This window comes from Flaviramulus aquimarinus, assembly GCF_039543205.1.
Taxonomy (GTDB): Bacteria; Bacteroidota; Bacteroidia; order Flavobacteriales; family Flavobacteriaceae; genus Flaviramulus_B; species Flaviramulus_B aquimarinus.
In genome coordinates, this window is sequence record NZ_BAABJH010000002.1 from 177,345 (window position 1) to 192,086 (window position 14,742).

Here is a 14,742-nt window from a genome sequence, read left to right on the forward strand (position 1 = left end):
ATTATAAAGTTATGGTTGTAAAATTATCATTTTCTTGGGTTAACATTGATGTGTTTCCCATGTTTATATTCTTTACCCCGCCACGTAAGGCATCAAAACAGTTTTCTAGCTTTGGCAACATCCCATCGGCAATAATGCCTTTATCCAATAAATCTTGATATGTACTAGAGTTGATATGTTTTACTACTGAATTTTTATCGTTTATATTTTCTAAAACCCCATTCAGTTCAAAGCAATAATAGATTGTGGTTTCATATAAATGACTCATCCCAACAGCGACTTGCGATGTTATGGTATCTGCATTGGTGTTTAGCAATTGCCCTTTCCCATCGTGGGTAATGGCACAAAACACTGGTGTAAAATCGGCTTGAATTAATTTATCAATTGAATTATACGCCACTTCCTTTACATCGCCTACAAAACCAAAATCGATTTCTTTTACTGGTCGTTTATCAGATTTGATGCTATTTACATCTGCTCCTGTTAACCCAATGGCATTGGTATGTAAAGCTTGTAATTTTGCAACTATATTCTTGTTTACTAGCCCTCCATAAACCATCGTAATCACTTCTAAGGTTTCAGCATCTGTAATGCGGCGTCCGTTTATCATTTTAGATTCTATACCCAATTTGGACGCTACATGTGTGGCTCGTTTTCCTCCGCCATGCACCAAAATTTTCTTGCCTTCTAAATTAGAAAATAATTTTAGAAAGGCATTCAACGACGCTTCATCTTCAATAATATTTCCTCCTATTTTTACGATGGATAGTTTTTCCATTTTTTAGCTGTTAGACTTTAGTTTTTAGCTTTTAGCACTTAACTGCCAATAGCTAAGTCTAAAATTATAAATTTTCTAATATTTTTTTAAGCACTAATTGCGCTGCATAGGTTCTATTGTTTGCTTGCTCGATAACTAATGAACTTTTGCTGTCTAAAACCGCATCTTCAACAACAACGTTTCTTCTAACGGGTAAACAGTGCATGAATTTAGCATCGCCAATTTTATCTTTGGTTATCATCCAATTCGGGTCAGTATTATTTATTTTCCCGTAATCTTTATAGGAACTCCAGTTTTTTGTATATACAAAATCGGCATCTTTAAAGGCGTCTTCTTGATTATGGTAAATTGTTGTGTTTCCAGTTATTTCAGGATTTAAATCATAACCTTCTGGGTTAGCGATTACAAATTCTACATCCATTTTTTGCATAGCTTGTACAAAGCTATTAGCCACTGCATGCGGTAAGGCTTTTATATGTGGTGCCCAACTTAAAACCACTTTTGGCTTTGATACTTTAGCGTGTTCTGAAATGGTAATGGCATCTGTTAAACCCTGTAATGGGTGACCTGTAGCACTTTCCATGTTTACAATTGGTACGGATGCAAATTTCTTAAAGGCACTTAAAACCTGTTCGCTTTCGTCTTTTGCTTTATCGGTTAACGACGGAAATGCTCTTACCGCTATAATATCACAGTATTGTGATACGACTGCCGCAGCTTCTTTAATATGTTCTGCGGTATTTCCATTCATAACTGTTCCATCTCCAAACTCAATACCCCAAGCATCACCCGATACATTCATGACTATAGGGTTCATTCCTAAATTTAACGCTGCTTTTTGTGTGCTTAAACGTGTTCGTAAACTCGAATTAAAAAACAATAAGCCTAATGTTTTGTTTTTTCCTAAGTTTACATCTTTTAAATGATTTGTTTTCAGCGCTTTAGCTTCGTCAATCCAAGAATTGATGTTATCTATATCGTTTATGGATGTGTAATTCTTCATTCTTTTTTATCTTATTTTGGTAAACGGCACTTTGTTTTCGAAAGCATTTACAATAAAATTATCTTCCAATCCGTTTACAATCCACGTTTCTATATTTGCCTTTTTTGTTACTGATGCGGCTTCAATTTTTGATTGCATGCCTCCACTACCGTGTGATGATTTTGTATTCACCACTTGCTTTTGTAATTCATTAAAATCTGTAACTTCTTCTATGGTTTTCGGCACATGATCTTCCATTGACGCTTTTGTATAAATTCCATTGGTATTGGTGGCTATTATAAACAAATCTACTTCTAAAAGTGATGCTGTTAAAGCGCCTAATTTATCATTATCTCCAAACTTAATTTCATCTGTGGCTACGGTATCGTTTTCATTAATTATTGGAATATAATTATTATTAACTAATACATTTATAGTGTTTACAATATTGATTTTACTCTGCTCCTTTTCAAAATCTGAATAGGACAACAAACATTGTGAGGTTAACAAACCAAGCTCTCTAAAAGTTTCTTGATAAATTCTTATAAGATGCGGCTGACCGATTGATGCCAATGCTTGTTTTACAAAAATCTCTTTACGTTTACTTTCCAATTTAACAAACTGTTTTGCAACGGCTATAGCTCCCGAACTTACAATTATAAACTCGCAGGTATCTTGAAGTTTTGCTATTTGATTAGCTATATCCTCAATCTTACCTCTAGAAATATTATCGGTTTCTTTGGTCAGAGTATTTGAGCCAATTTTAAGTAAAATACGTTTCTTTTTCTGCATTATTATCGTGTTTGTCCATGTCCATGAACGTACCATTTATTTGTTACTAAATGCTGTAAACCTATTGGTCCGCGTTGGTGCAATTTATCTGTACTTATAGCTAACTCGCCACCTAATCCCAACTGACCGCCATCTGTAAAACGTGTTGAGGCGTTATGATATACTGCTGCGGTGTCTACATTTTCCATAAACAACTTGGCTTCCTCTTGATCTATTGTTACAATAACTGATGAATGTCCGCCAGAGTAGGTGTTTATCATAGCAATAGCATCTTGATTAGATGCAATTTCACCAATAAGAATTTTATAATCTAAAAACTCTTCATACCAAATGTCATTGGAGGTAATAGCTTCTACACTATGGTTTTTTGATATGGTTTCATCTCCTAGAACTTCAATTTTAAATGCTTTTAATTTTGAAATTAGCGTTTTTACAAATTCACTTTTATTCGGAAGGTTTTCATCTATTAAAACCTTATCTACCGCATTACATGCCGATATTTTCGACTTTCCGTTCATAATCACATCTATAGCGATATCTATATCGGCGGCCTCGTGCACATACACAAAGTTATTCCCACGACCGCTAATAATTACTGGACATGTGGCGTGTTGCTTTACAAAAGCTATTAAACGCTCGCCACCTCTTGGCACTATTAAATCTACTTTTTGAGATGGTTTTTCTAAGAATGCTTGTGTTTCTGTTCTATTGAATTTTAGATATTCAACCCAATCGGCTGAAGCTTCATGGTCTTTCAATGCTTGATGCCACAATTCAACAATTTTTAAATTTGAACGTAACGATTCTTTACCGCCTTTTAGTAATATTTTATTTCCTGATTTAAAAGCTATACCTGCGGCTTCAACAGTTACATCTGGACGTGATTCATAAATAATCATTACTGTTCCAAACGATGCTGTTTTGTTATACACTTGCATACCGTTGTCGTGGTTAAAACTAAATCGTTCCACACCAACAGGATCTTCTTGCGATGCTAAATGTGTTACGGATGTTATCATTTCATCCACTTTAGAATTATCGACTTTTAAACGATCATACATGGAAATATCATCACCACTATACCCTTCTAAATCTAATTTATTAATATTGATTAGCGCCTGACGTTCTTGTTCTAAAAGAACAGCCATTTTAAGTAAAACCGCATTTCTTTTTTCTATGGATAGTAAAGTATTCATTTTTTTAGTTTTCAATTCGCTATAACATTATTTTCAACCTCGGTTAAAGCTTCAATTAAGGCTTCAAAAAATTGGTTTATATGATCTTTGCCAACTGTTAATGGGGGTAGAATTCTCAATAATTTTTTATTTGATGCGCCTCCTGTAAAAATATGATGATTGTAAATTAATTTCTTTCTGAGTTCACCAACTTCAAAATCAAATTCCAATCCTAACATCAGCCCTCTTCCTTTAATATTTTTTATCTGTGGAATTGTTTTTGCCAACTTGATAAAATACTCAGACATGACATTAACATTGTCCATTAAATGTTGATCTTCTATAACATTTAAAACCGACAATCCTGCTGCACAAGCCAAATGATTTCCGCCAAAGGTTGTTCCCAGCATACCAAATTTGGCTTCTATTTTTGGATGAATTAAAATGCCACCAATCGGAAAACCATTGCCCATGCCTTTAGCTATTGAAATGATATCTGGTGTAACATTATAATGTTGAAAGGCAAAGAATTTGCCTGAACGTCCGTAACCAGATTGTACTTCATCGGCAATAAACATAGTATTGTTGGCTTTGCATAATTTATCAACGGTTTCAAAAAACTCGGTTGTTCCCTGGTCTAAGCCTCCCACACCTTGAATAAACTCAACAATAACAGCACAAACATCACCCTTTTCTAACTCTTTTTTTACGCCTTCAATATCATTCAAAGGCAATATCGTTACTTCTTGTTGCGCATTAATTGGTGCTATTATGTTTTTGTTATCGGTTGCTGCTACTGCGGCTGATGTACGTCCATGAAACCCATTATCGAATGCTACAACACGTGTTTTTCCTGTTTTAAATGATGCTAATTTTAGAGCATTTTCATTAGCTTCAGCACCTGAATTACATAAAAAGAGCTCGTAAGCTGCGCAACCGGAAAGTTGTTCTATTTTATTGGCTAACTCGACTTGTAACGGATTTTGAACGGCATTAGAATAAAACCCTAATACGGCCACTTGATTAGAAACGGCTTCAACATATTTTGGATGTGCATGCCCAATAGAAATTACGGCATGTCCACCATAAAGGTCTAAATATTCGGTTCCTTTATCGTCATAAACATAAATACCTTTACCCGAAACAGGCGTAACATTATATAGTGGATAAACATTAAATAACGGCATGTTAATTCTTTTTTAATTGATTAATTTTTTCAAATGATGCATTAATTCCTTTGATTAATGATGAACTTAAACCTTGGTGTTCCATTTCATTTAAACCTTCAATAGTACAACCACTTGGCGTTGTTACACGGTCAATTTCTTCCTCAGGATGCCTTCCGGATTCTTTTAACAAACTAGCAGCGCCATAACAGGTTTGCAATGCCAATTCATGTGCTTCATGTGCTTCAAAACCTAACTGAATAGCACCTTGTGTTGTTGCTCGGACCAAACGCATCCAAAAAGCTATACCACTGGCACAAATTACGGTGGCTGCTTGTATTTGCTCTTCTGGAATAACCATAGTTGTTCCTAATTGGTTAAAAATATCTTTTGCCAGTTCTATTTTATCTTGCGCTTTATCATTTGCTGCTAAGCATGTCATAGATTTACCTATAGAAATGGCCGTATTTGGCATGACCCTAATGATATTCTTATCGCTACCAATACTATTTTCTATCTTAGAAATTTCAAAACCAGCTGCCACTGACATCACCACATGGGAACTCGTAATTAGGGAAGAAACACTTTCCAAAACTTTATCTATATGTCGCGGTTGCAAGGCAAAAATCACGATGTCTGATGACTCTACCGCTAAAACATTATCGTTAGTAATAGTAACATAATTCTCATTTTCAAAAGCTTTTACTGCCGATGTATTTTTATCACTCAGATATAATGATGTAAATGACTTATTTGCAATAAGACCTTTGGCTATTGAACTTCCTAAATTCCCTGTTCCTATAATGGCTATTCTCATGACTTTGATTTTTTAAAAATAGGTTGCTTTTAATTGTACTCCTGTTGTTTCTTCCAATCCAAACATTAAATTCATGTTTTGAATGGCTTGCCCTGATGCGCCTTTTAAAAGGTTATCTATAACACTTGTAATTAATAATTTACCGTTATGTTTGTGTAAATGCATTAAACATTTATTAGTATTTACGACTTGTTTCATATGTAAGAAATCATCTGATACAAATGTAAATTCAGCGGTTGCATAAAATGCTTTGTAAATGATTTTTGCTTCTTCAACCGTTCCTTCAAAATCGGTGTATATGGTTGCGAATATCCCTCTTGAAAAATTACCTCTATTTGGCATAAAAATAATTTCTGATGAAAAATCATTTTGCAACTGATTTACGGACTGATTGATTTCCCCTAAATGCTGATGTGTAAATGGTTTATAATATGAAAAATTATTATCTCTCCAAGTATAATGTGTTGTTGCTGATAATGATGTTCCGGCTCCAGTTGCTCCGGTTACGGCATTTATATGCACATCGTTTTTCAACAATCCTTTTTCTGCTAAGGGCAATAGCCCTAATTGAATGGCTGTTGCAAAGCAGCCTGGATTAGCAATATAATTAGCCGTTTTAATGGCTTCTCTTTGTAATTCTGGTAAGCCATAAACAAATGTTTTTCCATTAAAAACCTTATCTGCTTCTAACCTAAAATCGTTTCCTAAATCAATGATTTTTGTATGTTCGGAAAAGGTGTTAGCCAATAAAAACTTAACGGAATTCCCATGACCTAAGCATAAAAACAAAACATCTACTTCTGGGTTTACGGTATCGGTAAATTCTAAATCCAAACTTCCCACTAAATCTTGGTGCACTTTACTAATGAGGTTTCCAGCATTGGATGTACTGAATACAAAATTAATTTCAGTCTCAGGGTGGTTAATTAATAATCTAATTAATTCGCCAGCCGTATATCCTGCGCCTCCTATAATTCCAACCTTAATCATATCTTAAGAATTTACTTGTCTATATATTTTATTTTGATTCCCAATAATTTTGATGAATCCTTTAGCATCATCTGCCGTCCATGCTTTGTTTTCTTCACCATAAGTACTAAACTTACTAGACATTAAATCATGGTTAGAAACAATGCCATCTAAAGAAAAATGATAAGGCTTTAAAGTAACTACAACATTACCAGAAACCATCTTTTGAGAACTTTGCAAAAAAGCTTCAATATCTCTCATTACAGGGTCTAAATATTGCCCTTCATGCAAATGCATTCCGTAGAAACTAGACAAATACTCCTTATGCTGTAACTGCCATTTTGTTAAGGTGTGTTTTTCTAATAAATGATGTGCTTTTACTATAATTAAAGCAGCTGCGGCCTCAAAACCAACACGTCCTTTAGTACCAACAATAGTATCACCAACATGTATATCTCTACCAATGGCGTAAGCAGAAGCAATATCATTTAATTTCTCAATATTAACTTCAGGAGCATTTTCTTCACCATTTAAAGCAATAAATTCACCATTTTTAAAAGTCAACGCTACTTTTTCTTCACCATCTTTTTCTAATTGAGATGGATAAGCTTCATTTGGTAAAGGTTTTTCAGACTCTAAAGTTTCAACGCCTCCAACACTTGTTCCCCAAAGGCCTTTATTAATAGAGTATTTTGATTTTTCCCAAGGCATATCAATACCTTCTGATTTTAAATAATCTATTTCTTCTTGCCTTGTTAATTTTTGATCTCTAATTGGTGTAATAATTTTTATGTTTGGCGCCAATGTTTGAAAAATCATATCGAAACGCACCTGATCATTTCCTGCTCCTGTACTGCCGTGTGCAATATATTCTGCATCTATACTTTTAGCATATTCAATAATTTCAATAGCTTGAATAATACGCTCTGCACTAACAGAAAGTGGGTATGTACTGTTTTTCAATACATTTCCAAATATTAAATATTTTACAACTTTTTGGTAAAAGGTTGCAACTGCATCAATGTTTTTATATGTTGAAACACCCATTTTATAGGCATTACTTTCTATATGACCAATTTCTTTTTTAGTAAATCCTCCTGTGTTTACACTTACGGCATGGACATCGTAGGTTTTTGATAAACTTACTGCGCAATATGAGGTGTCTAAACCTCCACTGTATGCTATGACTAACTTTTTCATTCTGACTTATATTATGGCTTCGCTTTGCGAAAATTGTATTATTATTTTTTTTCTTTTTTCAACAACAAAGATTGCTTTATTCGTTTTAAACGTGCAAACACTTTTTCTTTGATTGGCTTTATCTCATCTTTTTTAACTTTAGAATCATATAGCATGCCTGTGCATAAACACATTTTTCTATTGGTTCTCGTTAAAACATCATAGTTTTTACATGTTTGGCAACCATCCCAAAATGTTTGATCATCTGTTAATTCTGAAAATGGGACTGGTTTATAACCTAAGTCACTATTCATCTTCATAACTGCTGGCCCTGTAGTAATACTAAATATTTTAGCATTTGGAAATTTATTTTTAGAATGCTCAAAAACTTTATGCTTAATTTTTTTAGCTAATCCTTTTCCTCTATAGTTTGGATGTACTATTAACCCAGAATTAGCCACAAATTTTCCATGACCCCATTTTTCTATATAACAAAACCCAGCAAAATTATTACCGTCTAAAGCGATAATTGCATTACCGTTTTCTATTTTTTTGGTAATATATTCTGGTGTTCGTCTAGCAATACCAGTACCTCTAACTTGTGCAGACTCAGAAATGACATCACAGATTTCCTGTGCGTACTTAAAATGGTTTTCACCTGCTATTATTACATTTATGTTTTTCATAAACTAAACTAGTTTATAAATAAATTTAAAATTGAATATTTGTTGTCTGTTGTTTGAATCCAGATAATATGACTTTAAACTTTATAAAGTGATGTTTAAAAAAAGTTTAAAATGGATTCTTAGCTCTCGGGGAAGTAGGGCACACCTACTCCAAAAATAAAATTAGACCCCCAAGGGGCGACGAAAGCGACGTGAAGGAATAACAACGTTTTCTAAATTGTTCAAGAATTGAACCTTAACTTCTGTAAAATAATTATTTGCCGTTTTCATAATATTAACTCTAAATCGTCGGCTTTTAGCCCCTTTCGTTAATTAAATAATGCAATATTACACAAAAAATGCCAAGTAGCACAAGAGATGTTTTAAAAAAAAAATTCTTTTGCCTTTTTTTTAAAATTCTTTAGTTTTAATCATTAATATGACAACCTATAAAGGGCATCATATATAATTTATAAAATATAATCGGTACTAATAAAGTTTGATGTTTTCTTTTCTAATAATTCTTCAAGAATAGCATTATTATAGTCATTATCCTTAGAGGCTACAAATGTTCTTATTGAAAACGACCGTAACGCATCATGTACACTTAGTGTTCCAAATGCTGAATCTTTTCGTCCTGTAAAAGGATATACATCGGGCCCACGCTGACAAGAACTGTTTAAATTTACGCGACATACTAAATTAACAAGTGTATCAATTAATGGCGATAAGGTTGTTACATTTTTTCCAAACAAACTGACTTGTTGTCCGTAATTAGATTCTGCCATATCGTCTAATGGTTCTTCAATATCAGAAAAAGAAACCACTGGCACCACAGGTCCAAATTGTTCTTCTTTAAAAACCCGCATATCTTTAGTTACAGGATATAAAACTGCTGGAAATATAAAATTTTCAGATGTTTCGCCTCCTTTTTTATTTAAAACGCTAGCACCTTTTTCTTTGGCATCATCAATTAATTCTTGAATATATGCTGGTTTATCTGCTTCTGGCAAGGGTGTTAATTTAGAACCTGATTCCCACGGGTTTCCAAATTTAAGCTGGTCTACTTTAAAAGCAAATCGTCTGTTAAATTCTTCTACTACAGACTCGTGAACATATAATACTTTTAATGCGGTACAACGTTGTCCGTTAAACGATAAAGATCCTGCAATGCATTCTTCGACTGCTAAATCTAAATCGGCATCTGGCAATACTATTGCTGGGTTTTTAGCTTCTAAACCTAAAACCATACGTAATCTGTTTCCTTTAGGGTGCTGAGCTTGTAATGCATTTGCTGATTTACTATTTCCTATCAAAGCCAAAACATCAATTTTACCTGATTTCATTATTGGTGACGCTAACACACGACCACGACCATAAACAATATTTACCACGCCTTTTGGAAAACTTTTTTGAAAAGCTTCCAATAATGGTGAAATAAGTAAAACACCTATTTTTGCTGGTTTAAAAACAACAGGGTTCCCCATAATTAAAGCCGGAATCAATAAGGTAAAGGTTTCATTTAAAGGGTAGTTATAAGGCCCTAAACACAGCACAACGCCAAGCGGGCCACGACGAATGTGCGCATATACGCCTGAGTTTTTCTCAAACTTAGCGGAACCTCTATCTATTTGCTTGTAGGCTTCAATGGTATCGTTAATATAATCTACGGTTCTATCAAATTCTTTTTCTGAATCTGGAAGGTTTTTTCCAATTTCCCACATAAGAAGTTTAACGACTTCCGCGCGTTTGGTTTTCATTTCTTCCACAAACTTTTCCATACAAGCAATTCTATCAATGACTTTCATGGTAGGCCATAAACCTTGCCCTTTTCCGTAAGCTAAAGTTGCAGAATCCAAAGCGTCTAATGCTTCTTTTTCGCCTAATTGCGGAATGGTTCCTAAGAGTGTTGGTTTATAACTTTTTGTAGATGATATTGTAGAATAAACTTCTGCCGTTTCTCCTTCCCATTGCTTTAACTCACCATCTACTAAATAAGTAGATTGATGTAAAAGTGAATCTATTTTATATGATTTTGGAATTTCGGTAAAGGACTTTTTCATTATGAGAAGGTTTTGGTTAATTCTAATATAGGTGCTTTTTCTATATTTTAGGTTAATTCATTAATATCAAAGTAAAGAAAAATAACCTAGAACTGGTGTATAAAACCCCTTTTAAATTCTAGGGTAAAAACAAAAACGATTTCGCACTAACAAACAAAAAACAGTAAAGACTAAAGAATTTTACATCAAAATCTTAAATAAATCCGGTTTGTTACACAAGGTATCTTAAATAAAAAAACCTGTCAAAATAATACTATCTGACAGGTTTTTAAAAATATAGTTTAGTTTAGTTGTACTTGCTGCTATACTATTGGCTTCATAGCCGTCATAGATGCTCTTAAAAAAGAACCCACTTTTTCAACTTGGTGTTCTCTTAATGCTTTGTTTACTTCAATTAATTTTGCATTATCAACACCTGAGCCGTTATCTTTAGCATATGCTGTTCCTATGATATCAGTATCAACAGTTTTCATAAAATCTGCTAATAAAGGTTTACAGGCATGATCGAATAAATAACATCCGTACTCAGCAGTATCAGAAATTACACTGTTCATTTCATACAATTTACGTCTTGCAATCGTGTTTGCAATAAGAGGTGTTTCATGTAAAGACTCGTAGTATGCTGATGCATCAATAATTCCAGAATCCGTCATAGCCTCAAAAGCAAGTTCTACTCCTGCTCTAACCATAGCTACCATTAAAACACCGTTATCATAATACTCTTGCTCCGAGATTTCAACATCTCCTGCTGGTGTTTTTTCAAAAGCCGTTTCTGCTGTTGCAGCTCTCCATCCTAATAAATTAGCATCATCGTTAGCCCAATCTTCCATCATACCTTGAGAAAAACGCCCCTCAATAATATCATCCATATGCTTTTGGAATAACGGACGCATAATATCTTTTAATTCTTCTGATAATTCAAAAGCTTTAATTTTTGCTGTATTAGAAAGACGATCCATCATGTTGGTTATCCCGCCGTATTTAAGACCTTCTGTAATGGTTTCCCATCCGTATTGAATTAATTTTGAAGCATATCCTGCATCGATTCCTTTTTCAATCATTTTATCGAAACATAAAATAGAACCTGTTTGAAGTAAGCCACATAAAATGGTTTGCTCTCCCATTAAATCCGATTTTACCTCAGCAATAAAAGACGATGCTAAAACACCTGCTCTATCGCCACCTGTTGCAACGGCATATGCTTTTGCTTGTGCCCAACCTTTGCCTTCAGGGTCATTTTCTTCATGAACTGCAATTAATGTTGGCACACCAAATCCTCTTTTATATTCTTCTCTTACTTCAGTACCAGGACATTTAGGCGCTACCATAATAACCGTTAAGTCTTCACGAATTTGCATACCTTCTTCAACAATATTAAATCCATGAGAATATGATAATGTTGCTCCTTTTTTCATTAGAGGCATTACAGCATTTACTGCATTGGTATGCTGTTTGTCTGGTGTTAAGTTTAACACTAAATCAGCTGTTGGAATTAACTCTTGGTAGTTCCCAACTGTAAAACCGTTTTCTGACGCATTTAAAAAAGATTGACGTTTTTCTGCAATTGCAGCATCACGCAATGCATAAGAGATATCTAAACCAGAATCTCTCATGTTAAGTCCTTGGTTTAAACCTTGGGCACCACATCCTACGACAACTATTTTTTTACCTTTTAAAGCGTTTACTCCATCTGTAAATTCTGAAGCGTCCATAAATCTACACTTCGATAACTGATTTAATTTATCTCTTAGTGATAGTGTGTTAAAATAATTTCCCATTTTAATTTAATTGTTATTATTGGTTATTGAATGCTGAAAGCATTTCAGTTATTTTCATTTCATCTTTAGTGACTGCAATACGTCCTGAACGCACAAATTGCATAATGCCAAACATATTCAAATCTCTTCTTAGAGATTCAATTTCGTTTCTCATGCCAGATTTTTCAAGCACAAAAAACTCTTTATTAACGGTAACGATATTAGAGTCGCTTTCCTTTATTATATTCTGAATTTGAGGTTCATTAAATAACAAATCGGATTTTATTTTAAACATACAAGACTCCGTAAATATGGTTTCTTCTTCTGTATGATAATATGCTCTAATCGTTTCAACTTGTTTTTCAATTTGCTTAACAATTTTAATAGCGTTTGTTTCTGTTATTTCTACAACAATAACAAAACGGTTTACACCATCAATCTCCGACTGTGATGTTGTTAAACTTTCAATATTGATATGTCTACGTTGAAATATTGCTGATATCCTGTTTAATAACCCAATGTTATTTTCGGTATAAACAGATATTGTGAATGTCTTTATATCTTCGCTCATTATTTTTAAGATATTAGAGAATCGATTTATATTGATTTAATTATAAATCAACCACATCTGGTTTCTTTTTTCTATTTTGTTAACTTAAACGGATATCCGAAACCGATGCCCCTGAAGGAATCATTGGAAATACGTTATCTTCTTTTTCTACACAAACCTCTAAGAAATAAGATTCTTTTGAAGCCATCATTTCTTTTACTGCTTCTGCTAATTCTTCGCGCTTTGTTACTTTTTTAGCTTTAATGTAATAGCCTTCTGCAATAGCTATAAAATTTGGATTAGTCATTTCGGTAGAGGCGTAACGTTTATCGAAAAACAGTTGTTGCCATTGACGTACCATACCTAAAAACTCATTATTTAACACCACAATTTTAACTGCTGCTTTTTGCTGAAAAATGGTTCCTAATTCTTGAATGTTCATTTGGTAACCACCATCACCAATAATGGCAACCACTTCGCGATTTGGCTCAGCCATTTTAGCGCCTATAGCCGCAGGAAGTGCAAACCCCATGGTGCCTAGTCCACCTGATGTTATATTACTTTTTGTAAGATTAAAATCGGCATATCTACAAGCAATCATTTGATGTTGTCCAACATCGGACACAATTGCTGCATTACCTTCACTTTCAATATTTATTTGTTTTAAAACCTCACCCATAGTCAATCCTTCTTTGGTAGGATTGATATCATCTTTAATGACTTTTTCAAATTCAATGGCGTATAAATCTTTAAATTCCTGTAGCCATGATTCATGTGAGTTTTTATTTAAAGCATCAAAAAGCATGACTAAACTTTCTTTTGAATCTCCTAAAACAGCAACATCTGTTTTAACATTTTTATCAATTTCCGCAGGGTCAATATCAAAATGAATAATTTTAGCTTGCTTTGCATAAGTGTTTAAATCGCCTGTAACACGGTCATCAAAACGCATGCCTATTGCAATTAACACATCACACTCATTGGTTAATTTATTTGGTGCATAATTACCGTGCATACCAACCATACCTATATTTAATGGATGTGATGTTGGTAGTGCAGAAGCCCCTAAAATAGTCCACGAAGCAGGGATTCCAGCTTTTTCTATAATGGCTTTAAGTTCTGCTTCAGCTTGACCTAAGATAATACCTTGTCCCCAAACAATCATGGGTTTTTTAGCCTTATTGATTAATTCTGCAGCAGCATTAATAGATGCTTGGCTTGTCTTAGGTATTGGATTATAACTTCTTACCCCTTTACATTTTTCATATTTATAATCTAACTCAGAAACTTGAGCATCTTTAGTAATATCAACTAACACAGGTCCCGGTCGACCGCTTTTTGCAATATAAAAAGCTTTTGCAATCGCACCTGGAATATCTTCTGCTTTGGTTATCTGGCAATTCCATTTAGTAACTGGTGTTGAGATACCAACAATATCTGTTTCTTGAAATGCATCACTTCCCAATAAATGAGAAAACACTTGACCTGTAATACACACTAATGGTGTAGAATCTATTTGTGCATCTGCTATTCCTGTAATTAAATTAGTTGCTCCTGGTCCTGAAGTTGCCATAGCAACACCTACTTTACCAGAAATACGCGCATAACCTTGAGCCGCGTGTGCCGCACCTTGCTCATGGCGCGTTAATACGTGATGAATTTGATCTTGAAATTTATATAATTCATCATAAACAGGCATTATAGCTCCTCCTGGATATCCATAAAGAATATCAACACCTTCTGCCATCAAACTTCTTACTATAGCTTCGCTACCTGTTATGCGTTGTGTTTTTTCTGCCACGTCTTATTTTTTATTAATTGTTCTTGTTTTCATAATTCTCAATATTTT

The 14,742-nt window shown here is 34.0% G+C and carries 13 protein-coding genes; all 13 read right to left on the reverse strand.

Going from position 1 to position 14,742, the window contains the following annotated elements:
* Position 1: 1 nt before the first annotated feature.
* Entirely contained in the window at positions 2–778 is a 777-nt protein-coding gene (gene argB, locus ABD941_RS09160; protein WP_345273834.1) for an acetylglutamate kinase, read from the reverse strand.
* A 64-nt stretch (positions 779–842) separates the two neighbouring features.
* Positions 843–1,781: an N-acetylornithine carbamoyltransferase gene (locus ABD941_RS09165; protein ID WP_345273835.1), complete on the reverse strand. Its 939-nt coding sequence runs from the start codon at positions 1,779–1,781 to the stop codon at positions 843–845.
* A gap of 6 nt (positions 1,782–1,787) precedes the next feature.
* Positions 1,788–2,552 (reverse strand): glutamate 5-kinase, encoded by a 765-nt coding sequence (proB, locus tag ABD941_RS09170; RefSeq protein WP_345273836.1) that lies wholly within the window; start codon positions 2,550–2,552, stop codon positions 1,788–1,790.
* Positions 2,553–2,554: 2 nt separating this feature from the next.
* A complete protein-coding gene (locus ABD941_RS09175; RefSeq protein WP_345273837.1) occupies positions 2,555–3,748 on the reverse strand; it encodes a glutamate-5-semialdehyde dehydrogenase in 1,194 nt (397 codons plus the stop codon).
* 11 nt (positions 3,749–3,759) lie between these two features.
* The gene (locus ABD941_RS09180; RefSeq protein WP_345273838.1) at positions 3,760–4,914 is read right to left on the reverse strand and encodes an aspartate aminotransferase family protein; all 1,155 of its coding nucleotides are present in this window, start codon (positions 4,912–4,914) and stop codon (positions 3,760–3,762) included.
* 1 nt (position 4,915) lies between these two features.
* Positions 4,916–5,710 carry a pyrroline-5-carboxylate reductase gene (gene proC, locus ABD941_RS09185; protein ID WP_345273839.1) on the reverse strand — a complete coding sequence of 265 codons (795 nt, stop codon included), beginning with the start codon at positions 5,708–5,710 and terminating at the stop codon, positions 4,916–4,918.
* Positions 5,711–5,722: 12 nt separating this feature from the next.
* Positions 5,723–6,700: an N-acetyl-gamma-glutamyl-phosphate reductase gene (argC, locus tag ABD941_RS09190; RefSeq protein ID WP_345273840.1), complete on the reverse strand. Its 978-nt coding sequence runs from the start codon at positions 6,698–6,700 to the stop codon at positions 5,723–5,725.
* A gap of 3 nt (positions 6,701–6,703) precedes the next feature.
* Entirely contained in the window at positions 6,704–7,879 is a 1,176-nt protein-coding gene (locus ABD941_RS09195) for an argininosuccinate synthase (protein ID WP_345273841.1), read from the reverse strand.
* A gap of 41 nt (positions 7,880–7,920) precedes the next feature.
* Entirely contained in the window at positions 7,921–8,544 is a 624-nt protein-coding gene (locus ABD941_RS09200; RefSeq protein WP_425557103.1) for a GNAT family N-acetyltransferase, read from the reverse strand.
* A 449-nt stretch (positions 8,545–8,993) separates the two neighbouring features.
* Positions 8,994–10,586, reverse strand: a complete 1,593-nt coding sequence (locus ABD941_RS09205) for an NADP-dependent glyceraldehyde-3-phosphate dehydrogenase (protein ID WP_345273842.1) — start codon at positions 10,584–10,586, stop codon at positions 8,994–8,996.
* Between the two features lie 302 nt (positions 10,587–10,888).
* Positions 10,889–12,364, reverse strand: a complete 1,476-nt coding sequence (gene ilvC, locus ABD941_RS09210; RefSeq protein ID WP_345273843.1) for a ketol-acid reductoisomerase — start codon at positions 12,362–12,364, stop codon at positions 10,889–10,891.
* Between the two features lie 16 nt (positions 12,365–12,380).
* Positions 12,381–12,914 (reverse strand): acetolactate synthase small subunit, encoded by a 534-nt coding sequence (gene ilvN, locus ABD941_RS09215; RefSeq protein ID WP_345273844.1) that lies wholly within the window; start codon positions 12,912–12,914, stop codon positions 12,381–12,383.
* 79 nt (positions 12,915–12,993) lie between these two features.
* Complete coding sequence (ilvB, locus tag ABD941_RS09220; protein WP_345273845.1) at positions 12,994–14,694, reverse strand: biosynthetic-type acetolactate synthase large subunit; 1,701 nt, start codon at positions 14,692–14,694, stop codon at positions 12,994–12,996.
* Positions 14,695–14,742 lie beyond the last annotated feature (48 nt).

What these genes read in the sequence shown, in the direction of transcription:
- ilvC (WP_345273843.1), bottom strand. Translation starts at nt 12,364, where the DNA reads ATGGGAAATTATTTTAACACACTATCACTAAGAGATAAATTAAATCAG.
- ABD941_RS09175 (WP_345273837.1), bottom strand. Translation starts at nt 3,748, where the DNA reads ATGAATACTTTACTATCCATAGAAAAAAGAAATGCGGTTTTACTTAAA.
- argB (WP_345273834.1), bottom strand. Translation starts at nt 778, where the DNA reads ATGGAAAAACTATCCATCGTAAAAATAGGAGGAAATATTATTGAAGAT.
- ABD941_RS09205 (WP_345273842.1), bottom strand. Translation starts at nt 10,586, where the DNA reads ATGAAAAAGTCCTTTACCGAAATTCCAAAATCATATAAAATAGATTCA.
- argC (WP_345273840.1), bottom strand. Translation starts at nt 6,700, where the DNA reads ATGATTAAGGTTGGAATTATAGGAGGCGCAGGATATACGGCTGGCGAA.
- ABD941_RS09195 (WP_345273841.1), bottom strand. Translation starts at nt 7,879, where the DNA reads ATGAAAAAGTTAGTCATAGCATACAGTGGAGGTTTAGACACCTCATAT.
- ABD941_RS09200 (WP_425557103.1), bottom strand. Translation starts at nt 8,544, where the DNA reads ATGAAAAACATAAATGTAATAATAGCAGGTGAAAACCATTTTAAGTAC.
- proC (WP_345273839.1), bottom strand. Translation starts at nt 5,710, where the DNA reads ATGAGAATAGCCATTATAGGAACAGGGAATTTAGGAAGTTCAATAGCC.
- proB (WP_345273836.1), bottom strand. Translation starts at nt 2,552, where the DNA reads ATGCAGAAAAAGAAACGTATTTTACTTAAAATTGGCTCAAATACTCTG.
- ABD941_RS09180 (WP_345273838.1), bottom strand. Translation starts at nt 4,914, where the DNA reads ATGCCGTTATTTAATGTTTATCCACTATATAATGTTACGCCTGTTTCG.
- ilvN (WP_345273844.1), bottom strand. Translation starts at nt 12,914, where the DNA reads ATGAGCGAAGATATAAAGACATTCACAATATCTGTTTATACCGAAAAT.
- ABD941_RS09165 (WP_345273835.1), bottom strand. Translation starts at nt 1,781, where the DNA reads ATGAAGAATTACACATCCATAAACGATATAGATAACATCAATTCTTGG.